We start from the raw sequence: 22376 nt of genomic DNA, 5'->3' as shown, positions 1-22376 counted from the left end.
GCCGGAGAGGATTGTCCATGACCCAGTTCGCGCCCAGCCGGCGCAGCCTGCTGCTGCTCGCCGCCGCGCTGCCCGCCCCGGCCCTCGCCCAGGCCTATCCGGACCGCCCGCTGCGTTTCGTGATCCCCTGGCCGCCGGGCGGGACCAACGACATCGTCGGGCGGCTGGTCTCCGACGGGTTGTCGCATCGGCTCGGCCAGCCGGTGGTGATCGAGAATCGCGGCGGCGCCGGCGGCGCGCTCGGCGCCGAGGTCGTGGCGAAATCCACGCCGGACGGCTACACGCTGCTGCTCGGCGGGTCGGGCAGTCTCACGATCAACCAGCTCGTGCGGAAGCGCCTGCCCTATGATCCGGCGACGGCCTTCGCGCCGGTCGGCATGATCGGCAGCGGCGCGAACGTCATCGTGGTGCATCCCTCGGTGCGCGCGACCAACCTGCGCGAGTTGCAGGCCGCCGCACGCGCCGCCAATCCGCCGCTGAACTATGCCTCCCCCGGGGTCGGCAGCACGGGGCATGCGGCGGGCGCGCTCATCACCCAGGTGCTCGGCGTCGAGATGGAGCACGTGCCCTATCGCGGCACCGGGCCGGCGATGAACGACGTGGTCGCGGGGCGCATCCAGGTCTTCACCAATGCGCTCGCGCCGATGCAGCCGCAGATCCAGGCGGGCACGGTGCGCGCGCTCGCCATCGCCGGGTCGCGGCGCAATGCCGCGCTGCCCGACGTGCCGACCACCGGCGAGGCCGGCTTCCCCGACATCCAGGCAGCAACCTGGTACGCGCTGTTCACGACCGGCGGCACGCCGCCGGACCGGGTGGAGCGGCTGTTCGCCGCGCTGTCCGCGACGCTCGCCGACCCCGAGATCCGCCGGAAGCTCGAGGATGGCGGCCTCGACGTCGAGCCGAGCGCGAGCCCCGCCGCCTTCGGCCGCTTCGTCGCCGAGGACGCGGCGCGTTGGGAGCCCGTGGTCCGCCGCGCGGGCGTCAGCGTGGAGTAGCGCCGCGCGCCCTTGCGGCCTCGTCCCGTTGCGGCAGGATGGATGGCGGGAAGGGAAACAACGTCCATGATCGCTCGCCGTCACCTGGCGCTCGCGGCCCTGCCGCTGCTCGCGCGCCCCGCCCTGGCGCAGGCGCCCTGGCCGAACCGGACCATCCGGCTGATCGTGCCATGGCCGCCCGGCCAGGCGACCGACCTGGTCGGGCGCATCATGGCGCAGCGGCTGTCCGAGAAGCTCGGCCAGCAGGTGGTGCCGGAGAACAAGGCCGGCGCGGGCGGATCGATCGGCACCGACTTCGTCGCGAAGGCGGCGCCGGACGGCTACACGCTGCTCGCCGCCTCGATCGGGCCGATCTCCTTCGGGCCTCTGCTGCATCGCCTGCCCTATGACGTGGAACGCGACCTCGCGCCGATCGCGACCTTCTCGGGCTCGCCCTACTTCCTCGTGGTGCGGGCCGATAGCCCCGCGCGCGACGCGCGCGGCCTGATCGAGATGCTGAAGCGCGACCCCGGCAAGCACAGCTACGCCTCCTCGGGCGTCGGCGGCGCGCAGCACCTGCTCACCGCGCTGATGGTCGCGCGCACCGAGGTCGACGTGCTGCACGTCCCCTTCCAGGGCAGTGGGCCGGCCATGGCGGCGCTGCTCGGCGGTCAGGTGGATTTCGCGATCGAGACGCTGGCCGCGAGCGGCGGCCTGATCCGCGAGGGCAAGCTGCGCGCCCTCGGCAGCACGGTCGGCCGGCGCACCGACCTGATGCCCGAGGTGCCCCCGCTGCAGGAGGCCCTGAACCTGCCCGGCTACGACTACATCGGCTGGATCGGACTGATGGCGCCGGCGGCGACGCCGCGGCCCATCCTCGACCGGCTCTCCGCCGAACTCGCCGAAGCGTCGAGGCTGCCGGAGACGCGGCAGCGCCTCGCCTCGATCGGCACCGAGGCGATCCCGCGCGGCCCGGACGAATTCCGAACCCTGCTCGCCGAGCAGCGCGAGGCCTTCGGCGCCGTCATCCGCCAGCTCGGCATCCGGCCCGAGTGACCCAGACACACCACCCGAGGACTGTCCCATGACCCGCACCGTCGGCCGCATCCTGGCCGAAAGCCTCGCCGCGCATGACGTCGACCTGATCTATTGCGTGCCGGGCGAATCCTATCTCGGCCTGACCGACGCGCTGACCGAGTTCCCGCAGATCCGCCTGGTGGTCTGCCGCCACGAGGGCGGCGCCGGCTTCATGGCCGCGGCCGACGGGCGGATGCGCGACGGGCGGGCGGGGGTCGCGCTCGTCTCGCGTGGGCCCGGCATCACCAATGCGATGATCGGGCTGCACACCGCCTATCACGACGCGACGCCGCTCGTGATGCTGGTCGGGCATGTGGAACGAAAGGATGTCGGGCGCCTGGCGCTGCAGGAGCAGAACTATTCCCGCCTGCTGTCGGACGTGACCAAGGGCGTGTTCGAGGTCATCCAGCCGATCCAGGCGAGCGAGGTGATCGCGCGCGCCTTCCACCTCGCCCAGTCCGGCACGCCCGGCCCCGTCGCGGTCATCCTGCCCGAGGACATCTTCGACGAACCGGCCGAGGGCCCGGTCGTGCAGCCCCGCACCCTGCCGAAGCCCGGGCCGCGGGCGGAGGACCTCGATCGCCTGGCGGAGATGCTGGCGAACGCGGAGCGCCCGCTGGTGCTGGTCGGCGGCGCGATGGCCGCGGGCGGGGAAGCGGCGCTGGCCGACCTCAATCGCCTCGCCGAGGCGTGGTCGCTGCCGATCAGCCCGACTCACCGGCGGCCCCACCTGTTCGACGCCAACCACCCGAACTACGGCGGCTACATGGGCATCCGCGTGCCCAAGCCGCTGATCGAGGAGATGAAGAAGGCCGACCTGATGGTCTGCCTGGGCGAGCGGCTGTCGGACAGCATCAGCCAGTCCTACACCTTCCCCGCCGCGCCGGACCCGCAGTTGCCGCTGGTCCAGGTCTGGCCCGACGCCAACGAGATCGGCCGCGTCTGGCGCGTGGACCTGCCGATCGCCGCCGACCCGCATGCGGTGATCCGCGGCCTGCTCGCCCGAAACGCGCCCGAAGCCAGCGAAGGACGGAAGCGCTGGGTGAAGGGGCTGAATACGATCCACCGCAGCCTGCTCGCCCCGGAATGGGACAGCATGCCGGATGGAGTGAATTTCGGGGCCGTCTGCGCGGCGATGTCGCGCCACATCCCGGCCGATGCGGCGGTCACCTCGGATGCGGGGAACTTCTCCTCCTTCCTGCACCGGTACTTCCCGTTCCGGCAGACGCATATGTTCCTGTCATCGAATGTGGGCGCGATGGGCGCAGCGGTGCCTATGGCAGTGGCAGCCGCCCTCCGTCGGCCCGGAAAGCGGGCAGTTGCCTTCGTCGGTGACGGCGGAATTCTCATGACAGGGAATGAGATCGCAACGGCCATGCGCGAGGGCGTCGCACCCGTGGTCATCCTGTCCGACAATTCCGGCTACGGCACCATCGGGATGCACCATGAGGGGCGGTATCCGGGCCGGCCCTATGACCAGGCGACGCGGCTGGTGAACCCGGATTTCGTCGCCTGGGCCAGGTCCTTCGGCGCCGCGGCTTTTTCCATCACCACCGAGGACCAGGTCGAACCCGTCCTGGCCGAGGCCTTCGCCGTGACCGACCGGCCGGTCTTGGTGCATGTGAAGTCCTCGGCCCTGCAGGCTTCGGCCTGGAAGAAGCGGACCATGCCCCTGCCTGCCTGATCGCGCCGGGGGGCGGGCCTGCGCCCGCCCCCGACCTTTGCGGGATCTTTGCGGCCCTGCGGCCAATGTCGCATTGCGCCTTTACGCCGTTCCGACCGATCAGGACGGCGCAGCGCCGCATCCAGCTTCGCGGCACGCACCTTGCTTGATGGGGTTTCATAGGCAGTCCGGGAACGGGCCCGCCTTCGGAACCGTTGCATCGACGATGCAGGAAAGGATCGGACCGCTTCACATGCTCAAGAAACTCGCTGTCTGCGCTCTCGGCCTCCTTGTCGCGGCGGGTGCCGCGCCCGCCTCCGCCCAGGTGGACCTCGGAAACGGCTTCTCCGCCACGGGCACCGTGACGGGGGCCACCGACTACGTGTTCCGCAACATCAGCCAGACGCGCAGCCGCCCGGCGATCCAGGGCTCGGCCGAACTGTCCCATGAGGTCGGGCTCTACATCGGCACCTTCGCGAGCAACGTCGCCTTCCCGAACACCAATGCGCGACAGGAAGTTGACCTGATCGGCGGCTACCGGCGCACGATCGACAACTTCACCTTCGACATCGGCGGCACCTGGTACACCTACCCGGGCTACAGCGAGCAGCCGGGCCAGTACCAGCTGTCCTATGCCGAGGCGATCCTCAAGCTGAAGTACGAACTGGAGCCCGTCACCTTCGTCGGCACCGCGGCCTGGTCGCCGGACTTCTTCGGGTCCTCCGGCAACAGCCTGTGGCTCGAGGGCGGAGCGGACTGGAAGACGCCGCTGCATGACATCGTGATCTCGGGCCGCATCGGCTACCAGTGGATCGACAACAACGCCCGCTTCGGCGCGCCCGACTACCTCGCCTACAGCATCTACGTGACGGTGCCGATCGCCTACGGCGTCTCGGTCGCCGCAGGCTTCTACGGCACCAACATCAGCCAGTCCGAGTGCGGCGGCCTGAAGGTCTGCGACAACCGCTTCATCGCCTCGGTGAGCTGGACGTTTTAGTTGGTCCTCAGGCGCCGGCGGCGACCATCCGGCCGCCTTGGCTTTCGCGCCACGTGCTGGCGCACCGGCGATGGATGAAGGTCTGGGCGCGGTCGCGCCTTGCGCTCCCGGCCCGAGGCTCTGCCTCGGGCCGCCCGTCTTCCACCTCGTCTATTCGGCTGCGGTGCGTGCCGGGTCGAGCGTCACCTGCTTGATGTCGTAGGCGCGCAGATCCGCGTAGAGCCGCGGCAGGTCACCCTCGAACAATCCGCGCGTCACGCCGGCGGCGAGCCGCGGCGCCGAGATCGACATCGCGTTGATCGACGACCCCGACGGACCGAAGGACATGCTCGCCCCGATGCCGAACAGGTGGATGTCGCGGATCCAGGGCGTCTCGCCCGGCCGCTTCTCCAGGAAGGCGTAGTCGGCGCCGAGATAGGGGAACATCGCCAGGCGCTCATTCGCCTCCTCGGGCGGCGGCGTGTAGCGGTCGCCCCAGTTCGCGATGTTGGCCGCGCAGCCGGCCAGTTCGGGCACCAGCCGCGCATCCATCCGCACGCCCGTGCCGCAGATCGCGAAATCGGCGGCGAAATCCCCGCGCGCCGTCTCGAGCACCGCGCGCCCGCCCTCCGCCCGCGCCCCCGTCCAGGGCCGGCCGAGATGCATGGTGAAGTTCGGGTAGGAGCGGACGCGGTCGTAGGTCTCCTGCGAGAAGCCCTCCCGCAGGCCGAGGATGTGGGACATGAAGCGCCAGCGCCATTCGTCCGGCATGTCGCCCAGGTGGCGCAGGAAGCCCGCGAAGGTCAGCCAGCGATAGGGCTGGATGTCCATCGGCACGGCGCGGCGGCAGAACAGGTGCACCTCCTTCGCGCCGGCCTCGAGCGCGACGGCCGCGTTGTCGAAGGCCGAGGCCCCGGCGCCCAGCACCGCCACCACCTTCCCGCGCAGCGCCGCGAAGTCGATCCCGTCTGCGGCATGCGCCCGCAGCGATCGCGGCAGGGCGCGCACGAAGTCGGGCATCCACCATTCGCCGACGCCTTCCTGCCCGGTCGCCATGACGACCTTGCGCGCGAGCATCACGCCCTCGGAGGTCTCGACCGACAGGCAGGGCAGCCCGTCATCCGTCCGCGCCGGCCCGATGCGGCCCGCGCTGACGCCGTTGCGCACCGGGATGCCGGTGACGCGGCGGAACCACAGCAGGTAGTCGGCCCAGAGCCTGGTGGGGATCAGGTGCAACCGCGCGAAGTCGGCGGCGCCGAACTGCGCCTCGTGCCAGGCCTGGTAGGTCAGGGAGGGCGTGCGCAGGTCCGGCCCGGTCTGGTCCTTCAGCGAACGCAGCGTGCGCATCCGCGCAAAAGTCGACCACGGCCCTTCCTGGGCATAGGGCGCGCGGTCGATCACCAGCAGGTTGTCGACCCGGTCGCGCTTCAGCGCGAAGGCGACGGCAAGGCCGCATTGCCCGCCGCCGATAACAAGGCAGTCGAGGACAGGCTTTCCGCCAACGGTCTTGGGCACGAGCCAGGGCGCGCGGGGATGGGCGGTGAGGGCGAGGTCGCGGACGACATCGGCCTCGAGTTCCAGAAGCGTACGGGGAGACGGCATGGTGGCGGTCGGTGGTCCTCAGGGCGCGTCCAGCAGGCTGACGTGGGCCGCGACGACGCGCCAGCCCTCGGGGAAGCGGACCCAGGATTGCTGCTGCCGCCCGATGCGGGCGCTGCCATGGCGCCGGAAGGTGATGGAGGCGGTCGCGAAGTCCCGCCCGAAGGTGGTGATCGAGGTGCGCAGGACCTCGCGCGAGAGGCCGACCGGCGAGCGGCCGGCGCGGAAGGCGGCGATCTCCTCGGCGCCGAACAGGTTCTCGGTGGCGCCGAAGCGAACGGTCGCGGGGCTCACCCAGAACAATTCGTCGAGAACCGGCACGTCGTTGGTGACGAGCGCCGTCTCGTAGCGGGCGAAGACGGCCTCGACCTCGGCCTTCACCGCGGGGATGTCGATGTCCATGCGTCAGGCTCCGAAGGCGGCGACGGGGGCGCGGGCGATGCCCTCGCGTTCCAGCACGCGGGCGACCCGCAGCGCGAGGTCCTCCCGCCAGGCGGGCGCGATGACCTGCACCGCGAGCGGCAGACGCGCGCCGGGCGGCCAGATCGGCGCGGCGACCACCGGCAGGCCGATGAAGGAGATCGGCTGGGTATAGACGCCGATATTGGGCCGCAACGGCATCTCGACGCCGTCGAGCGTCACCGTCGCGGTGCCGAGGGGCGGCGCGGACATCGGCGTGGCCGGCGCGAGCAGCACGTCGTGGTGGCGGAACAACTCGGCGACCTGGTCCGCGAACCAGCGCCGGAATCGCTGCGCCGTCTGCACCCAGGTCGCCGGCAGCAGGGCACCGGCGATCAGGCGGTCGCGCACGGCGGGGTCGAAGTCGCCCGGGCGTTCGCGCAGGCGCGGCAGGTGGAATTCCGCGGCCTCGGCCATGGTGATGAGGAAGGCGGCGCCGCGGGCACGCTCGGCCTCGGGCAGTTCCGCTTCGGCGGTGACGCCGAGGGCGGCGCAGGCGGACGCGAGCGCCGCGTCGCTCTCCGGCAGCTGGTGCCGCGCGAACCAGCCGCCGAGGCGCGCGATGCGCAGCCCCGTGATGCCGCCCTCGAAGCCCTGCCCGATCGGTTCGGGCGCGCGCGCCGAGCAGCCGGGATCGGCCGCATCAGGCCCCTGCATGACGTCGTAGGATGCCGCGAGGTCGCGCACCGAGCGCGCGAGCGGGCCGACATGGTCGAGCGCGCCGACGAAGGGGAAGGAATGCCCGCGCGACAGCCGCCCGTAGGTCGGCTTCAGCCCGAAGGTGCCGCAGAAGGAGGACGGCACGCGGATCGACCCGTTGGTGTCCGACCCCAACGCGATCGCCGCCATGCCGCCCGCGACCGCGCCGCCCGATCCGCCAGAGGACCCGCCGGTCATCCGCGTCGGGTCGTGCGGGTTCCGCGACGGGCCGTCATGGGCGTTCTCGCCGGTGAAGTCGTAGGCGTATTCGCCCATGTTGAGCCCGCCGAGCAGCAGGCCGCCGGCGGCTTCGAGCCGTTCGACCAGCGTCGCGTCGCGGGCGGCGGGCGGCAGATCCCGGTTGATGCGCGACCCGGCACGGGTCGGCAGCCCCGCGATGTCGAACAGGTTCTTCGCCGCGAAGGGCGCGGCCGCGAGCGGCGGCAGGTCCTGCCCCGCCGCGCGCGCGGCATCGAGCACGGCGGCGCGGGCGCGGGCGCGGTCCGCCGTCACATCGGTGAAGGCATTGAGCACCGGGTTGCGCGCCGCGATGCGGGCGATGGCAGCCTCGGCGATCTCGCCGGCGCTGGCCTCACCGGCGGCGAAGACCGCGGCGATCCCGACCGCGTCGCGATCGAGCAGGTCCGCGAGGCTCATCGGCCGGGCTCGTAGACCGGGGCGGGCTCGGTCGAATCGGGCAGCGAAAAGGCCTGGAGAACGGTTGCGATCGCACCGGCCACGCGCAGATTGGCCGCAACCGCGGCACGCCAGGCCGGATCGAGGGGAATGCCGGTCGCAGGCAGCAGCGCGGCGATCAGGGCCTCGGGGTCGGGGGGCGTGGGCACGGACATGACGGCAGGCTCCGTTGAGGCCGGCACATCATGCAATCCCCGCGCCTGAGGCAATCCCCGCGCCTGAGGCCATCCCGCGCCGGTTGCGAAGGCGCGCGCCCGCCACCTAGGCTGACCGCAACGAAGACTGCGGGAGGATACGAGATGGACCGTCGCGGCATCCTGGCGGGGATGGCAGCACTCGCCCTGGCGCGGCCGGCGCTGGCGCAGGGGAGCTGGCCGGACCGGCCGATCCGCTGGATCGTGCCCTTCCCGCCAGGCGGGTCGACCGACCTCTGGGCCCGGCTGATGGCGGAACCCATGGCGGCGGAGCTCGGCCAGCCCATCGTCATCGACAACCGCGGCGGCGCCGGCGGGCTGATCGGGACCGAGGCCGCGGCGCGGTCCACGCCGGACGGCCACACGATGCTGTTCACCATCACGACGCATGTCACCTCGCCGGTCGTGCTGCGACGGTTTCCCTATGACCCCGTCAACGACTTCGCCCCGGTCGGGAAGCTCGGCGTGACGCCGCTGGTGCTCTGCGCCTCGCCTTCCACCCAGGGGAACACGGTGCAGGAGTTCGTCGCCTGGGCGCGGGGGAAGGACCTGTCCTACGGCTCCTATGCGCCGGGATCGTCGGGGCATGCCTATGGGCAGATGTTCTCGGACGAGGCGCGGCTGAACATGACCCATGTCGCCTATCGCGGCGAAGGGCCGATGCTGCAGGACATGCTCGCGGGCAACGTCGCCTGCGCCTTCCATTCCATGGCGGCGAGCGGCGGGGCGATCCGGTCGCGGCGGATCCGTCCGCTGGCGCTGTCGGGCACGCGGCGACTGCCCTCGCTGCCCGAAGTGCCGCTGATGGAGGAGGCCGGCTTCTCGAAGCGCTTCGCCTTCTCGGGCTTCATCGGCCTGCTGGCGCCGGCGCGCACGCCGCAGCCGATCGTCGACCGCACGGCCGACCTGTTCCGCCGCGTCGTGGACAATCCGGCGACCCAGCGCCGGCTGCTCGAGATCGACACCATCCCCGACTGGCTGGGCCCCGCCGCCTTCCGCGAGGACATCGCCCGCTGCCTGCGCGAATGGGAGGTGATCGCGACGGAGCTGAACCTTTTCGTCCAGGGTTAGGCACAGTGGCGCCTTGATTTGGCCAGAGCGGTGCTGTTCCTGGGTTCGATCGCCCGGAATGTCCCATGACCACCCCTGACGCGCCCGCCCTATCCGTCGTCGTCCCTGCCTATAACGAGCAGGAGGTCCTGCCCGAGCTCCATCGCCGCCTGGCCGCGGCGCTGGCGGACATCGGCATCCCCTGGGAGGTCGTCTATGTGAACGACGGTTCCCGGGATGCGACGCTGTCGGTGATGCTCGGCATCCAGGCGCAGGACCCGCGCGCCGCGGTGGTGAACCTGTCCCGGAATTTCGGCAAGGAGATCGCGCTGACGGCGGGCCTGGACCACGCGCGGGCGACCGAGGCGGTGGTCGTGATCGACGCCGACCTGCAGGACCCGCCGGAGGTCATCCCCGCCCTGGTCGCGACCTGGCGGGAGGGCTTCGACGTCGTCTACGCCCAGCGCAACACGCGCGAGGGCGAGACCTGGCTGAAGAAGGCGACGGCGGCCGGCTTCTACCGCGTGATGCAGCGGATCGGCGGCAAGGTGCAGCTGCCGCCGGATACCGGCGACTTCCGCCTGATGTCCCGCCGCGCCATCGACGCCCTGCTGCAGCTGCGCGAGCAGCACCGCTTCATGAAGGGCCTGTTCGCCTGGATCGGCTTCCCGTCCAAGGCGGTCCGCTACGACCGAGCGCCGCGCGCGGCGGGCGAGACGAAGTGGAACTACTGGAAGCTGTGGAACTTCTCGCTGGAGGGGATCACCTCCTTCACCGTCGCACCGCTGAAGGTCGCGACCTATGTCGGCTTCGCGATCGCGGTCCTGGCGACGATCTACCTCGCCTTCATCGTCGGCCGGACGCTGCTGCAGGGCAATCCCGTCGCCGGCTACCCGAGCCTGCTCGCCGTCGTGCTGTTCCTGGGCGGCGTGCAGATGATGATGCTCGGCATCATTGGGGAATACCTCGGGCGCATCTTCAACGAGACGAAGCAGCGGCCGCTGTACTTCACGGAGCGCTACCTGCCGAGCCGCAGCCCCGAGGCGTGATGCCAGGCGGGGCGCTGACCTCTCGGACGCGACCCGTCCAAGGCCGAAAGGCCTCTGAGCCGCTTCTCAACGCCCGCGGCAGGCCAGGAGGTCGCCGACCTCCGTGCAGTTCGCCGGCGGCATCGCGGCCATCGCCGCCTGGCGCGCCCCGGGCAGGATGATCCGCACTTCGCCCGGCGCGACGGGCCGTGCGAGGGCCGCCGCATCGTCGCAGCGCGGCCGCTCGCCGCGCCAGCGCGCCACATACATGGTGTTGGCCGGCACGGGTCGTTCGGCCGCGAGGCTCAGCACCTGCAGCTGCCGCGCGTGATCGCCGAAGGTGTCGGGCTTGGGCACGCAGGGCCAGGTCGGGAAGACCGACACCGACCCTGCCTCCGCCAGCAGCCGCCGCAGCGCCGGTGCATCCACGGTCCAGGGCTCCCGGACCTGCGCCCAGTCGCGCATCGCCTGCCGGTTCGGCTGCGCATCGGCGAACTGCACAATGCCGAGAGCGAGCACCAGCGGCACGCCGATCCGCGGGATTCGCGCGAGCAGCGCAACGGTCCCCACCAGCATCGCGAGGCCCACCGGCCAGAAGAACCGGCCGGAGGCGCGGAACTGCTCAAGGAAGCCGGGCGGCTTGCCCAGGTCGAGAACCACCGCATCGCCCAGCCCGACGCGGAAGGAGACGGCGATGGCCGTCAGCCCGGCGAGCACCAGCGCGAGCCCGGCGTGACGCCGCAGCACGCCGAGCACCTGCCGCGGGACCAGCACCGCCACCGCGACAATTCCCGCTGCCAGCCCGAGCCCGAGCCAGTTGTAGCCCTCCCATCCGCCATGGCCGGTCGCGTCGATCTCCTGGGCGGCGAAGGCGCCGAGCAGCCAGGACCGGTACGGCCAGACCGGCGAGAGCAGGTTCAACGCGAAATCGCCGAAACCGCCGTCGCCCTGGGCACCGAGATAGCCGAAGGCCGCCATGGTCCCGCCGACCGCGCCGGCGCAGGCGGCAAGGGCGGCCGCGGCGCCGATCCAGCGGCGGTCGCCACGCAGCAGCAAGGTGGCCGGCACGGCGCCGAGCAGCGCCAGCACCATCGCCGCGAGGTAGGGATGGATCAGCAGCGTCGCGACCGCCGTCACGACCGACATGGCCCACATCGCGACCGATGATGCCCGTACCAACCGAAGATAGAGGCCGAGCGCGACCAGCAGCGTGAAATGCCCCGTCAGCGCCGCATGGCCGTAGCGGTTGATGAAGGCCGGCATGGCCGAGGCCGCGAGCGCGATCGCAACCGCCGGCAGCAGCCGCCGCTCCCCGGTCCCGCGCAGGCACCAGACCGCCGCGACCGGCTGCAGGGCCCAGGCGATGGCGTACCACAGGCCGATTCCATGGAAGCCGTCCGGCAGCACCGTCCGCAGCGCCTTGATGGGCAGCGCCAGCAGCGGGATGCCATCCGAGAACGCGATGTTGAGCCCATCGGGCGGCAGGATGTTTGCCGCCAGCAGCGGCGGCCATCGCCAGGCGTCACCGATGAAATAGCGCTGCGCGATGGCGTGCTGCGCGGCATCGCCCTGCGGTGCGAAGCCCGCCCCGGCGCGCGGCACGAGCATCTCGGGCGGCAGGATCCAGGCCGCCAGCGCCGCGCCGAGCAACAGGGCGAAGGCGTAGGACAGGGTGGTGGAAAGCCGTTGGGACAGGTCGCGCACTCCGCTCCGGGGCCACCGCGGCTCTAGGGCCCGGGACGGGCCGCCGCAAGCGATCCGGCACGAATGAAGATTCTGCTGGGGTCTGCTGCGCCGCCACAATCATGCCGCAAGCACGTCCCAAATCGGTCAGCGCCAAGGGTCATCTTCCGGGTCAAGCAAGGTTCGGTGTGCCTCCCCCCGCCATTGCGGCGGTAGCAGCCGGACCGGAAACCCCCTTTGGCCGTCGCCAGCCCCCGCTGGCGGTGGTCCAGTCCAGAAGGCCGTTGTCGCTCATGTCCAGCGTTCCGGTTGGCCCTCTTCCCCCCCATGGTGCCCCTGCGGGCGCCGTCCATGGCGCTTCCGTCCGCGATCGCGCCGCCTGGCTGCTGCCGGTGGCGAAGCGTGCGATGGACATCGCCATCGCCGGCGCGGCCCTGCTGGCGGCCCTGCCCTTCTTCCTGATCGTGGGCGCGCTGGTGCGTGCCGATGGCGGCCCGGCCTTCTATGCGCATCCGCGCGTCGGCCGCGGCGGGAAGATCTTCGGCTGCCTCAAGTTCCGCTCCATGGTGATCGACAGCCAGGCGCGGCTCGAGGCGCTGCTCGCCAGCGATCCCGCCGCCCGCGCGGAATGGGACGCGACCCGCAAGCTGAAGAACGACCCGCGCATCACCCGCGTCGGCCGCTTCCTCCGCGCCACCTCGCTCGACGAGCTGCCGCAGCTGATCAACGTCCTCAAGGGCGAGATGAGCATCGTCGGCCCGCGCCCGGTGACGCAGTCCGAGCTCGACAGCTACTACGGCGCCGCTGCCGCGCATTACCTGATGGTCCGCCCGGGCATCACCGGCCTGTGGCAGGTCAGCGGCCGGTCCGAGACCTCCTACGACCAGCGCGTCGCGCTCGATGTCGCCTATGTCTCGCAGGCCTCGCTGCTGGCGGACATCCGGATCCTGCTGAAGACCCCGGCGGCGGTGCTGTCCCGCCGCGGCGCGCACTGAACCGCGGGATCCCCAAGGCATTCATACCATGACAGGCACGGCGTCCGAGGGCCCGGAAGACCGGGCCGGCGGACGCCGGCTCGTTTCAGGGGTCCTGTGGAACGCGCTGGGCCGCGCGGTCCCCCTGATGGTCGCGCTGGTCCTGACGCCGATGCTGGTCCATCTGCTCGGAACCGAGCGGTGGGGCCTCTTCACCCTCGCGCTCGCGATGGTCGGCATCTTCGGGGTGTTCGACCTCGGCCTCGGCATGGCGCTGACCCGGGCGGTCTCCGAACGCATCGGCGAAGGGCGCCTCAGCGACACCCCTTCCCTCATCGGCGCGACCATCTATGGGCTGCTCGGCCTCTCGGCGGTGATGGCCGCGATCGCCTGGACGCTGATGCCGATGCTGGTCGGGCGCGTGCTGCTGGTGCCGGAATCGCTGCAGGCCGAGGCGATCTCCGCCTTCCGCGTGCTCGCCCTCGCCGCGCCGCTGGTGGTGCTGAACGCGGCGCTGTGGGGGGTGCTCGCCGCCTGGCAGCGCTTCCGCGTCGCGAACCTCGTGAACATGCCGGTCAGCATCTTCTATGCGCTGGGACCGGTGATCGCGCTGCTGGTGTGGGACAGCCTGTCGGCGGCGATCCTGTCCCTGGTGCTGGTGCGGCTGGCGAGCGGCCTCGCCTATGCGGCGCTGGCCTGGAAGGACGTGCCGGGGCTCGGGCTGAACCGGCCAGGCTTCGGCCTGCTCCGGCCGCTGCTGCGCCAGGGCGGGTGGATGAGCCTTTCGGGCGCGTTGACCCAGGTGCTGCTCTATGCCGACCGGTTCCTCATCGGATCGCTGATCGGCCTGACCGCCGTGGCCTTCTATGCGACGCCGCTCGACCTCGTGATGCGGATGTGGATCCTGCCGGTCGCGGTGGCGCAGACATTGCTGCCGGCGATCGCCTCGGCCTACCGCACCGCACCTGAGCGGACCGCGCTGCTGCTGCGGCGCGGGGCGCTGATGGTGGCGGGCCTGGCGCTGCCCGCCTGCCTCGGGATCGTCGCGCTGGCGTGGACGCTGCTGTGGCTCTGGCTTGGCACGACCTTTGCCGATGGCAGCGGCATGGTCCTGCGCATCCTCGGGGCGGGGATCTTCTTTTCCTGCGTGGCCTTCGTGCCGGGCACCTTGCTGGAGGCGATCGGCCGGCCGAACGTCACCGCGACCTTCTCCCTGGCGCAGGCTGCGGTGTTCCTGCCGCTCGGCGCGGGGCTGCTGCTGCTGATCGGGATCGAGGGTGCCGCCATCGCCTGGGCGTTGCGGGCGGCGGCGGACTGCTTCGGACGCTTCGTCCTCGTGGCGCGCTACTACCCCGCGGGCAGCGAGACGGGCCGGGCCCTGCGGCCGCCCCTCGCGGCGGCCGCGCTGGGCTTCGCGCTGATGATCCCGATGCCGGGCTTCGTCGCCTCGGCCGCGGTGGGCGCGGTGACGCTTGGCGTCGCCGGCTGGCTCGGCTGGCGTGTTGCGCCCGCCGAGGATAAGGCCCGCCTCATGCGACTGATCCGACGGGGAACCGTATGACCGGCATCGCCCTGAATGGCCGGTTCCTGACCCAGGGCATGACCGGGGTGCAGCGCTTCGCGACCGAGATCGTCGCCGCGGCGGATGCGCTGGCGGCGACCGGGGAATGGCCGGCGGTGCGCGTCCTGCATCCCGCCGGCGCGCGCGATGCCGGGCTGCGGCACCTGCGCGCCGAGGCGGTCGGCTCCCGCGGCGGGCAGGCCTGGGAACAGCTCGACCTGCCGCGGGCCTTGAAAGGCGAGGTCCTGGTCAACCTCGGCAACACCGCGCCGCTGATGGCGGGCGGACGGCAGGCGGTGGTGATCCACGATGCCGGCGCCTTCGACACGCCGGAGTCCTATTCCTTCGCCTTCCGCACCTGGTACCGGCTGCTGCAGACGCGGCTGGCGCGGCGTGGCGCCCAGATCCTGACCGTCTCGGAGTTCTCCCGCGGGCGCATCGCTGCGGCGCTCGGCATCGAGGCCGCCTCGATCGGGGTCCTGCCGGAAGGCGGCGAGCATATCCTGCGCGTCCCGGCCGATGGCGCGGTGCTGGCGAAGCATGGACTCGCGACTGGGCGCTTCGCCCTGGTCGTCGGGAATCCGGCCGCGCACAAGAACCTCGCGGCGCTGACGGCCGCGGCCGCGACCCTCGGCGCTCACGGGCTCACCCTCGCGGTGGCCGGGGCGGCGGATCCGACGGTGTTCCGCACCGGCGGCGGCGTCGCGGCGGAGGCGGCACGCGTGCTCGGCCGCGTCTCGGATGCCGAGTTGCGCACGCTGTACGAGAACGCCCTCTGCCTGATCTTCCCCTCCCGCTACGAGGGCTTCGGCCTGCCGCCGCTCGAGGCCATGATCTGCGGCTGCCCCGTCATCGCCGCGCGGGCCGGTGCGGTGCCGGAGGTCTGCGCCGATGCGGCCCTGTGGTTCGACGCGGCGCAGCCGGCGTCGCTGCAGGACGCGGTCGGGCGCCTGGTGGCCGACGAGGGGCTGCAGGCGCATCTGCGCGCGGCGGGGATCGCCCGCGGCGCGGGCTTCACCTGGGACGCGGCGGCACGGCGGCTGCTCGCGCTGGTGCAGGAACGCTTCCGATGAAGGTCGCCATCGTCCACGAATGGCTCGACACCTATGCGGGGTCCGAGCGTGTCCTCGAGCAGCTGATCGCCGAGTGGCCGGAGGCCGACCTCTTCGCTGTGTGCGACTTCCTGCCCGAGGCGGAACGCGGCTTCCTGCGCGGCAAGCCGGTGACGACCACCTTCATCCAGCGCCTGCCGCTGGCGCGGAAGCATTTCCGCAAATTCCTCGGCCTGATGCCGGTGGCGATCGAGCAGCTGGACCTGTCGGGCTACGACCTGGTGCTCTCCTCCTCCCACGCCGTGGCGAAGGGGGTGCTGACCGGGCCGGGGCAGCTGCATGTCTCCTACGTGCACAGCCCGATGCGCTATGCCTGGGACCTGCAACACCAGTACCTGCGCGAAGCCGGCATGGAACGCGGGCTGAAGGGCCTCTACACGCGCAACCTGCTGCACAAGATGCGGCTGTGGGACCGCGCCAGCGCGCTCAACCCGGACGTGGTGGTGGCAAATTCCACCTATATCGGGGAACGGATCCGCAAGGCCTGGCGGCGCGAGAGCATCGTCGTGCACCCGCCGGTCGACGTGCAGCGCTTCGCCCTGCGGGCCGAGAAGGAGGACTACTTCCTCGTCGCCTCCCGCATGGTTCCCTACAAGCGGATCGAGCTGATCGCCGAGGCGTTCCGCCGCATGCCCGGCCGCCGCCTGGTGGTGGTGGGCGACGGGCCGAACGCGCCGAAGGTGCGGGAGGCCGCCGCCGGCGCGCCGAATGTGGAGCTCCGCGGGCGGGTCGGGACCGAGGAGCTGGTCCGCCTGACCCAGGGCGCGCGCGCCTGCGTCTTCGCCGCCGAGGAGGATTTCGGCATCGCGACCGTCGAGGCGCAGGCCTGCGGCACCCCGGTCATCGCCTTCGGCAAGGGGGGCGCGCGCGACATCGTGGTCCCGCCGCCGGCCGAGCGCCCCACGGGCCTGTTCTTCGCCGAGCAGACCGCCGAGGCCATCATTGTCGCGGTGGAACGCTTCGAGACCGTCGCCTTCCTGCCACAAGATTGCCGCAGCCATGCGGAAAGGTTCGGTCCTGAAGCATTCCGGAGTGCGATGCGCCGCGTCGTGCAGGAAGCGCTCGAGGGACAGTCCCGATGAAGTTCTCGCTCGTCGTTGCGACGCTGGGCCGCGACAGGGAAATTGCCGAACTGCTCGACAGCCTGCTGGCACAGGGGCGGTTCGACTACGAGGTGATCATCGTCGATCAGAACGAGGATGACCGCCTGGCGGCCGTCGAGGCCGCCTACGGCCATCGCGTCGACCTCCGTCGCTTCCGCTCCTCGGTGCGCAATGCGAACCACGCGCGCAATCTCGGCCTTCGCCACGCGCGCGGCGAGATCGTGGCCTTCCCCGATGACGACTGCGTCTACCCCGCCGGCGTGCTCGACCGTGTCGACGCCGCCTTCCGGGCGAACCCTGCCCTCGGCGTGCTGACGGGCCCCGCGGCCTCCCCGGCGGGCGGCCTGGGTTCCGGCCGTTGGCGCGAGGAAGGCGGGGCGATCGACCTCGGCAACGTCTGGACCAGCGTCATCGAGTTCAACCTGTTCCTGCCGCGCAGCGTCGCGCTCGACCTCGGCGGCTTCGACGAGCGGATGGGCCCGGGTACCGTCTTTGGCTCGGCCGAGGGCAACGACCTCGTCTGCCGGGCCATCGCCCGGGGGCTCGAGGCGCGCTACGACGCGGAACTGCGCATCATCCACCCCGACAAGCGCCTGACCGACGTCGCGGTGACCCGCGCCGAGCGGTATGGCCGGGGCCTGGGTTTCGCCCTGCGCCGGCACAGCGCGCCGGCCTCGACCTGGGTCGCCTTCCTGGTGCGGCCGCTCGGCGGCGTGGCGCTCAGCCTGCTGCGGCTGCGGCTGCATGATGCGGCCTACTACTTCATGACCTGGCGCGGCCGGGTCGCCGGCGCTCTCGCCGCCGAAGCCCGTCGTCCCCCGAGCCTGGCGCCGCTCACCGAATTCGCCTGATGCGTATCGCCATCGGCATTGCGACGCGAGGGCGCCCTGCGATCCTCGCGGGGGTCCTGCGCGACCTGGATCGCCAGACGCGCCGGGCCGACCGGACGATCGTCTGCCATGTCACGCCCGAGGATGTGGCCGGCTGCGAGGTCATTCCCGGCGTCGAGTTCATCACCGCCCCGGCCGGCCTACCACGGCAGCGCAACGCCATCCTCGAGGCGGTGGGCGACTGCGACGTGGTGCTGTTCCTCGACGACGACTTCCTCTGCGCGCCGGACTACCTGGCGGTGACCGAGGCCGCCTTCGCCGCGCATCCGGACATGGTGGTCGCGACCGGGACGGTGGTCGCGGACGGTGCCAACGCGCCCGGCTACACGCTCGAGGAAGGCGCGGCGCTGCTCGCCGCCGACGTGCCGCCGGCCGATCCCTCGGCCATGGCGCCGCACTTCAATGGCTATGGCTGCAACATGGCCTTCCGCATGTCGGTGGTGCGCGCGCACGGCATCCGCGTCGACGAGCGCCTGCCGCTCTATGCCTGGTACGAGGACATCGACGTCACGCGCCGCCTCGGGGAACACGGGACGATCATGCGCCTCGCCGGTGCGCGCGGCGTGCATCTGGGGTCGAAGTCCGGGCGGGTGAAGCAGTTGCGGCTCGGCTACTCGCAGGTGGTGAATCCGGTCTACCTGGCGCGGAAGGGGACCTTCCCCTGGAACCACGCCATTCCCAGCGCGGCACGGCACTGCCTGGCGAACCTGGTGCGTTCGCTGAAGCCGGAACCCTGGGCGGATCGCTGGGGGCGATTCCAGGGCAACATGATCGGGCTGTGGGACCTGATGCGCGGCAAGGCTGCGCCGGAGCGGATCCTGGAGCTCTGACGGGGCTCCGCCCGGGGCCCGCCAAGGCCGAAGGGCCCTTGGAAATCAATGCCAGGTGACGGTTCCCAAAGGCCTTTCGGCCTTTGGCGGGGAGAGCGCGAGAGGGGCGGCGCCCCTCTCGCATCACGTTCACCCGGCAGGTGCCACGTAGATCGCCCCGCCGCCTGCGCGGAATTCCTCCGCCTTCCCGGCCATCCCTTCTTCCGCCGCCGCGCGGATCTCCTGCGAGATCTTCATCGAGCAGAACTTCGGCCCGCACATCGAACAGAAATGCGCGAGCTTCGCGCCCTCGGCGGGCAGCGTCTCGTCGTGGAAGCGCTCGGCCGTCTCGGGGTCGAGCGCAAGGTTGAACTGGTCGCGCCAGCGGAATTCGAAGCGCGCGCGGGACAGCGCGTCGTCCCGTTCGCGTGCTGCCGGATGGCCCTTGGCGAGGTCCGCCGCATGCGCCGCGATCTTGTAGGTGATGACGCCGGTCTTCACGTCGTCGCGGTCCGGCAGGCCGAGATGTTCCTTCGGCGTGACGTAGCAGAGCATCGCGCAGCCGAACCATCCGATCATCGCCGCGCCGATGCCCGAGGTGATGTGGTCGTAGCCCGGCGCGATGTCCGTGGTGAGCGGCCCGAGCGTGTAGAAGGGCGCCTCCCCGCAGGCTTCCAACTGCTTCGTCATGTTCACCTGGATCTTGTGCATCGGCACGTGGCCAGGGCCTTCGATCATCACCTGCACGTCCTGGTCCCAGGCGATCTTCGTCAGCTCGCCGAGCGTTTCGAGCTCCGCGAACTGCGCCGCGTCGTTGGCATCCGCGATGGAGCCGGGACGCAGCCCGTCGCCGAGCGAGAAGGACACGTCGTAGGCGCGCATGATCTCGCAGATCTCGGCGAAGTGGGTGTGGAGGAAGTTCTCCCGGTGATGCGCGAGGCACCACTTCGCCATGATCGACCCGCCGCGCGAGACGATGCCGGTGACGCGCTTCGCGGTCAGCGGGATGTAGGCAAGCCGCACGCCGGCATGGATGGTGAAGTAGTCCACGCCCTGCTCGGCCTGCTCGATCAGCGTGTCGCGGAAGATCTCCCAGGTGAGGTCCTCGGCCTTGCCGCCGACCTTCTCGAGCGCCTGGTAGATCGGCACCGTTCCGATCGGCACGGGCGAGTTGCGGATGATCCATTCGCGCGTGGTGTGGATGTTCCGTCCCGTCGAGAGGTCCATCACCGTATCCGCGCCCCAGCGGATGGCCCAGACGAGCTTGTCGACCTCCTCGCCGACCGAGGACCAGACGGCGGAATTGCCGATATTGGCGTTGATCTTCACCAGGAAGTTTCGGCCGATCGCCATCGGCTCGGATTCCGGGTGGTTGATGTTGGCGGGGATGATGGCGCGACCGCGCGCCACTTCGTCGCGGACGAATTCGGGCGTGACGTGGTCGGGGATGGCGGCGCCGAAGGATTCGCCGTCGCGCGCGGCAGCCTCGCGCGCGCGTTCTCGGCCGAGGTTCTCGCGGATCGCGACATATTCCATCTCGGGCGTCACGATGCCGCGGCGGGCATAGGCGAGCTGCGTCACCGCGGCGCCGCCGCGCGCGCGCAGCAGGCGCCGCGTGCCGCGGTCGAACACCGGCACCTGCGCCGTCTCGCCGGGCTTCAGCCCATTGTCTTCCGGGCGGATCGCGCGGCCGTCATGGGTCTGCACATCGCCGCGCGCCTCGATCCAGGCGCGGCGTAATTCCGGCAGACCGCGGCGGATGTCGGTCGCCTGCGCCGGATCGGTGTAGGGGCCGGAGGTGTCGTAGACCCGCACCGGCGGCTCCTTCGCGCTCGGCGCGAGGTCGATCTCGCGCATCGCGACGCGGATCTGCGGATGAAGCGTCCCCGGGACATGCAGCTTGCGGGACGCCGGCAGCGGCCCGGTGGTGACCTCGGGGATGGTGGGCGGAAGTGAATCTGGCATCTGGATCTCCAATCGAAACGCGACGGAGATCCGGGCTCCTACGAAGCGCGGGACGGAACCGGGGCACCCGGTTCCGTATGTTCCTGTCCCTACGCCGGCATGACCCGGATCAGGTTCAAAGGGTCACCGCACGTAAGCGGACTCTCAGCCCCTGCCTGGGGCCCCCCTTGGAACACATCCAATCTGTGCCTGGTGCCGGGATCGGTCAACGTCCTGCCATCCCCCCCTTTCCCCGCGGGCGGGCTCGGGTGAACATGGCTTCACGCATGTAAGGAGGAAGCGCCGAAATGGCTCTCGAACCAGGCCGCCCGCGGCCGGAGCCCACGCCCGAAACGAAGCATTTCTGGGAAGGGACCAAGAACGGAAAGCTGCTGCTGCAGCGCTGCGGCGACACGGGCAAGGCCTATTTCCCGCCCCGTCCCTTCAGCCCCTACACCGGCACGCGCAACGTGGAAGTATTCGAGGCCTCGGGCCGCGCGACACTGCATTCCTACGTCATCCACCACCGTCCCGTGCCGGGCTTCAAGCCGCCCTACGCGATCGCGGTCGTGGAGCTCGAGGAAGGGCCGCGCATGATGACCAACATCATCGACTGCCCGCAGACGCCCGAGGCGCTGGTGCTCGACATGCCGCTCGAGGTCGCCTTCACGCCGATGGACGACGACATCACCCTCGCCCTCTTCCGTCCCGCGAAGGGAGCCTGACGCCATGACGATCAAGCCAGGCGAGATCGCCATCGTCGGCGCGGCCGAATCCACGCGCATCGGCGCCGTGCCCGAGATGGCGCAGATCATGCTGCACGCCGATGCGGCGCTGAACGCGATGGCCGATGCGGGGCTGAAGCCGTCCGACATCGACGGCGTGGCCTGTGTCGGCCCGATGATGCCGCAGCAGATCGCCCACTACCTCGGCATCACGCCGAAATGGGTCGACGGAACCGGCGTCGGCGGCTGTTCCTTCATGCTGCACGTCCGGCACGCCGCGGCGGCCATCCATGCGGGCTATGCCAAGACGATCCTCATCACCCATGGCGAGAGCGGCAAGTCGCGCATCAACGCGACGCCGCGCCCGCCGGAGCCGCAGAGCCTGAACGGGCAGTTCGAGGCGCCCTTCGGCCCGATGGGCCCGCCGACGCTCTTCCCCATCCCGGTGCTGCGCTACATGAAGGCGACGGGCACCACGCATGAGCATCTGGCGCAGGTCGCCGTCGTGCAGCGCGAATGGGCGGGGAAGAACCCGCGCGCGGCCTTCCGCGATCCGATCACGATCGCCGACGTGTTGAACAGCAAGATGATCGCCTATCCGTTCCGGCTGCTGCAGTGCTGCCTGGTGACCGATGGCGGCGGCGCGCTGATCCTCACCTCGGCCGACCGGGCGAAGGATTTCCCGCAGAAGCCGGTCTACATCCTCGGCAGCGGTGAATCCGTCGAGACGACGATGGTCAGCCAGATGCAGGACTTCACGTCGTCCCGGGCGTTCCGCGTCGCGGGGCCGACGGCGATGGAGATGGCCGGCATCAAGCATTCCGACGTGGATCACCTGATGATCTACGACGCCTTCGCGCATCTGCCGCTCTACGGGCTGGAGGACCTCGGCTTCGTCAAGCGCGGCGAGGCGAAGGACTTCATCTGGGAAGGCAATACCCGGCCTGGCGGCAAGCTGCCGCTCAACACCAATGGCGGCGGCCTGTCCTACACGCACACCGGCATGTACGGCATGTTCGCCCTGCAGGAGAGCGTGCGCCAGGTGCGCGGCATCGCGCCGGCGCAGGTGCCGGATGTCGAGATCAGCGTCTGCCACGGCGTGGGCGGCATGTTCTCCGCGTCCGGCACCATCGTGATGTCGAACCAGCGGCCCTGAGCCG

20 protein-coding genes and 1 riboswitch are annotated in these 22376 nt (G+C 70.9%); of the genes, 14 read left to right on the top strand and 6 right to left on the bottom strand.

The window, feature by feature from the left end; all coding sequences use genetic code 11:
- Positions 1–17 precede the first annotated feature (17 nt).
- The 4 genes from GWK16_RS20225 (at position 18) to GWK16_RS20210 (ending at position 4711) form a co-directional block, all read left to right on the top strand.
- Positions 18–995, top strand: coding sequence for a Bug family tripartite tricarboxylate transporter substrate binding protein (locus GWK16_RS20225; RefSeq protein WP_170055767.1), 978 nt, complete (start codon positions 18–20; stop codon positions 993–995).
- Positions 996–1061: 66 nt separating this feature from the next.
- Complete coding sequence (locus GWK16_RS20220) at positions 1062–2030, top strand: Bug family tripartite tricarboxylate transporter substrate binding protein (protein WP_170055766.1); 969 nt, start codon at positions 1062–1064, stop codon at positions 2028–2030.
- 28 nt (positions 2031–2058) lie between these two features.
- Positions 2059–3735 (top strand): thiamine pyrophosphate-binding protein, encoded by a 1677-nt coding sequence (locus GWK16_RS20215; protein ID WP_170055765.1) that lies wholly within the window; start codon positions 2059–2061, stop codon positions 3733–3735.
- 232 nt (positions 3736–3967) lie between these two features.
- Entirely contained in the window at positions 3968–4711 is a 744-nt protein-coding gene (locus tag GWK16_RS20210; RefSeq protein WP_170055764.1) for a TorF family putative porin, read from the top strand.
- A 150-nt stretch (positions 4712–4861) separates the two neighbouring features.
- On the opposite strand, the gene GWK16_RS20205 is transcribed toward GWK16_RS20210, so the two are convergent.
- Genes GWK16_RS20205 through GWK16_RS20190 form a run of 4 tightly spaced genes read right to left on the bottom strand, consistent with a single transcriptional unit; the run spans position 4862 to position 8298 of the window.
- Entirely contained in the window at positions 4862–6292 is a 1431-nt protein-coding gene (locus tag GWK16_RS20205) for an NAD(P)-binding domain-containing protein (protein WP_170055763.1), read from the bottom strand.
- An 18-nt stretch (positions 6293–6310) separates the two neighbouring features.
- Complete coding sequence (gene hpxZ, locus GWK16_RS20200; RefSeq protein WP_170055762.1) at positions 6311–6691, bottom strand: oxalurate catabolism protein HpxZ; 381 nt, start codon at positions 6689–6691, stop codon at positions 6311–6313.
- Positions 6692–6694: 3 nt separating this feature from the next.
- Positions 6695–8104, bottom strand: coding sequence for an AtzE family amidohydrolase (locus GWK16_RS20195; protein WP_170055761.1), 1410 nt, complete (start codon positions 8102–8104; stop codon positions 6695–6697).
- A complete protein-coding gene (locus GWK16_RS20190; protein WP_170055760.1) occupies positions 8101–8298 on the bottom strand; it encodes a DUF4089 domain-containing protein in 198 nt (65 codons plus the stop codon). Before GWK16_RS20190 ends, GWK16_RS20195 begins: the two co-directional genes overlap by 4 nt.
- 144 nt (positions 8299–8442) lie before the next feature.
- Between GWK16_RS20190 and GWK16_RS20185 the strand changes: the two genes are divergently transcribed.
- Both GWK16_RS20185 and GWK16_RS20180 read left to right on the top strand, forming a co-directional pair.
- The gene (locus GWK16_RS20185; protein ID WP_170055759.1) at positions 8443–9408 is read left to right on the top strand and encodes a Bug family tripartite tricarboxylate transporter substrate binding protein; all 966 of its coding nucleotides are present in this window, start codon (positions 8443–8445) and stop codon (positions 9406–9408) included.
- Positions 9409–9473: 65 nt separating this feature from the next.
- Positions 9474–10436 (top strand): glycosyltransferase family 2 protein, encoded by a 963-nt coding sequence (locus GWK16_RS20180; RefSeq protein ID WP_170055758.1) that lies wholly within the window; start codon positions 9474–9476, stop codon positions 10434–10436.
- Positions 10437–10502: 66 nt separating this feature from the next.
- Here GWK16_RS20180 and GWK16_RS20175 read toward each other — a convergent pair whose 3' ends face one another.
- On the bottom strand, positions 10503–12119 hold the full coding sequence (locus GWK16_RS20175) for a DUF6311 domain-containing protein (RefSeq protein ID WP_170055757.1): 1617 nt from the start codon (positions 12117–12119) through the stop codon (positions 10503–10505).
- A gap of 386 nt (positions 12120–12505) precedes the next feature.
- On the opposite strand from GWK16_RS20175, the gene GWK16_RS20170 reads away from it, so the two are divergent.
- Genes GWK16_RS20170 through GWK16_RS20145 form a run of 6 tightly spaced genes read left to right on the top strand, consistent with a single transcriptional unit; the run spans position 12506 to position 18568 of the window.
- The gene (locus GWK16_RS20170) at positions 12506–13093 is read left to right on the top strand and encodes a sugar transferase (protein ID WP_248291511.1); all 588 of its coding nucleotides are present in this window, start codon (positions 12506–12508) and stop codon (positions 13091–13093) included.
- Between the two features lie 28 nt (positions 13094–13121).
- Positions 13122–14633, top strand: a complete 1512-nt coding sequence (locus tag GWK16_RS20165) for a flippase (protein WP_170055755.1) — start codon at positions 13122–13124, stop codon at positions 14631–14633.
- Positions 14630–15706 carry a glycosyltransferase family 4 protein gene (locus tag GWK16_RS20160; RefSeq protein ID WP_170055754.1) on the top strand — a complete coding sequence of 359 codons (1077 nt, stop codon included), beginning with the start codon at positions 14630–14632 and terminating at the stop codon, positions 15704–15706. Before GWK16_RS20165 ends, GWK16_RS20160 begins: the two co-directional genes overlap by 4 nt.
- Positions 15703–16827, top strand: coding sequence for a glycosyltransferase (locus tag GWK16_RS20155; protein ID WP_170055753.1), 1125 nt, complete (start codon positions 15703–15705; stop codon positions 16825–16827). The genes GWK16_RS20160 and GWK16_RS20155 overlap by 4 nt, the downstream gene beginning before the upstream one ends.
- On the top strand, positions 16824–17699 hold the full coding sequence (locus GWK16_RS20150; RefSeq protein WP_170055752.1) for a glycosyltransferase family 2 protein: 876 nt from the start codon (positions 16824–16826) through the stop codon (positions 17697–17699). Before GWK16_RS20155 ends, GWK16_RS20150 begins: the two co-directional genes overlap by 4 nt.
- Positions 17699–18568 carry a glycosyltransferase family 2 protein gene (locus tag GWK16_RS20145; protein WP_170055751.1) on the top strand — a complete coding sequence of 290 codons (870 nt, stop codon included), beginning with the start codon at positions 17699–17701 and terminating at the stop codon, positions 18566–18568. Before GWK16_RS20150 ends, GWK16_RS20145 begins: the two co-directional genes overlap by 1 nt.
- A gap of 129 nt (positions 18569–18697) precedes the next feature.
- On the opposite strand, the gene thiC is transcribed toward GWK16_RS20145, so the two are convergent.
- On the bottom strand, positions 18698–20512 hold the full coding sequence (gene thiC / locus GWK16_RS20140) for a phosphomethylpyrimidine synthase ThiC (RefSeq protein WP_170055750.1): 1815 nt from the start codon (positions 20510–20512) through the stop codon (positions 18698–18700).
- A 68-nt stretch (positions 20513–20580) separates the two neighbouring features.
- Positions 20581–20690, bottom strand: a riboswitch (TPP riboswitch).
- Between the two features lie 109 nt (positions 20691–20799).
- Between thiC and GWK16_RS20135 the strand changes: the two genes are divergently transcribed.
- Complete coding sequence (locus tag GWK16_RS20135) at positions 20800–21216, top strand: Zn-ribbon domain-containing OB-fold protein (protein ID WP_170055749.1); 417 nt, start codon at positions 20800–20802, stop codon at positions 21214–21216.
- A 4-nt stretch (positions 21217–21220) separates the two neighbouring features.
- Positions 21221–22372 carry a thiolase C-terminal domain-containing protein gene (locus tag GWK16_RS20130; protein WP_209442246.1) on the top strand — a complete coding sequence of 384 codons (1152 nt, stop codon included), beginning with the start codon at positions 21221–21223 and terminating at the stop codon, positions 22370–22372.
- Positions 22373–22376: the final 4 nt, after the last annotated feature.

Source organism: Neoroseomonas marina (assembly GCF_012927745.1).
GTDB classification, from domain to species: domain Bacteria; phylum Pseudomonadota; class Alphaproteobacteria; order Acetobacterales; family Acetobacteraceae; genus Neoroseomonas; species Neoroseomonas marina.
This window is presented reverse-complemented; position numbering and strand designations above follow the sequence as displayed.

Bases quoted from the DNA above. Each gene is read 5' to 3' on its own strand.
- GWK16_RS20225 (WP_170055767.1), top strand. From the start codon at position 18: ATGACCCAGTTCGCGCCCAGCCGGCGCAGCCTGCTGCTGCTCGCCGCC.
- GWK16_RS20220 (WP_170055766.1), top strand. From the start codon at position 1,062: ATGATCGCTCGCCGTCACCTGGCGCTCGCGGCCCTGCCGCTGCTCGCG.
- GWK16_RS20215 (WP_170055765.1), top strand. From the start codon at position 2,059: ATGACCCGCACCGTCGGCCGCATCCTGGCCGAAAGCCTCGCCGCGCAT.
- GWK16_RS20210 (WP_170055764.1), top strand. From the start codon at position 3,968: ATGCTCAAGAAACTCGCTGTCTGCGCTCTCGGCCTCCTTGTCGCGGCG.
- GWK16_RS20205 (WP_170055763.1), bottom strand. From the start codon at position 6,292: ATGCCGTCTCCCCGTACGCTTCTGGAACTCGAGGCCGATGTCGTCCGC.
- hpxZ (WP_170055762.1), bottom strand. From the start codon at position 6,691: ATGGACATCGACATCCCCGCGGTGAAGGCCGAGGTCGAGGCCGTCTTC.
- GWK16_RS20195 (WP_170055761.1), bottom strand. From the start codon at position 8,104: ATGAGCCTCGCGGACCTGCTCGATCGCGACGCGGTCGGGATCGCCGCG.
- GWK16_RS20190 (WP_170055760.1), bottom strand. From the start codon at position 8,298: ATGTCCGTGCCCACGCCCCCCGACCCCGAGGCCCTGATCGCCGCGCTG.
- GWK16_RS20185 (WP_170055759.1), top strand. From the start codon at position 8,443: ATGGACCGTCGCGGCATCCTGGCGGGGATGGCAGCACTCGCCCTGGCG.
- GWK16_RS20180 (WP_170055758.1), top strand. From the start codon at position 9,474: ATGACCACCCCTGACGCGCCCGCCCTATCCGTCGTCGTCCCTGCCTAT.
- GWK16_RS20170 (WP_248291511.1), top strand. From the start codon at position 12,506: ATGGACATCGCCATCGCCGGCGCGGCCCTGCTGGCGGCCCTGCCCTTC.
- GWK16_RS20165 (WP_170055755.1), top strand. From the start codon at position 13,122: ATGACAGGCACGGCGTCCGAGGGCCCGGAAGACCGGGCCGGCGGACGC.
- GWK16_RS20160 (WP_170055754.1), top strand. From the start codon at position 14,630: ATGACCGGCATCGCCCTGAATGGCCGGTTCCTGACCCAGGGCATGACC.
- GWK16_RS20155 (WP_170055753.1), top strand. From the start codon at position 15,703: ATGAAGGTCGCCATCGTCCACGAATGGCTCGACACCTATGCGGGGTCC.
- GWK16_RS20150 (WP_170055752.1), top strand. From the start codon at position 16,824: ATGAAGTTCTCGCTCGTCGTTGCGACGCTGGGCCGCGACAGGGAAATT.
- GWK16_RS20145 (WP_170055751.1), top strand. From the start codon at position 17,699: ATGCGTATCGCCATCGGCATTGCGACGCGAGGGCGCCCTGCGATCCTC.
- thiC (WP_170055750.1), bottom strand. From the start codon at position 20,512: ATGCCAGATTCACTTCCGCCCACCATCCCCGAGGTCACCACCGGGCCG.
- GWK16_RS20135 (WP_170055749.1), top strand. From the start codon at position 20,800: ATGGCTCTCGAACCAGGCCGCCCGCGGCCGGAGCCCACGCCCGAAACG.
- GWK16_RS20130 (WP_209442246.1), top strand. From the start codon at position 21,221: ATGACGATCAAGCCAGGCGAGATCGCCATCGTCGGCGCGGCCGAATCC.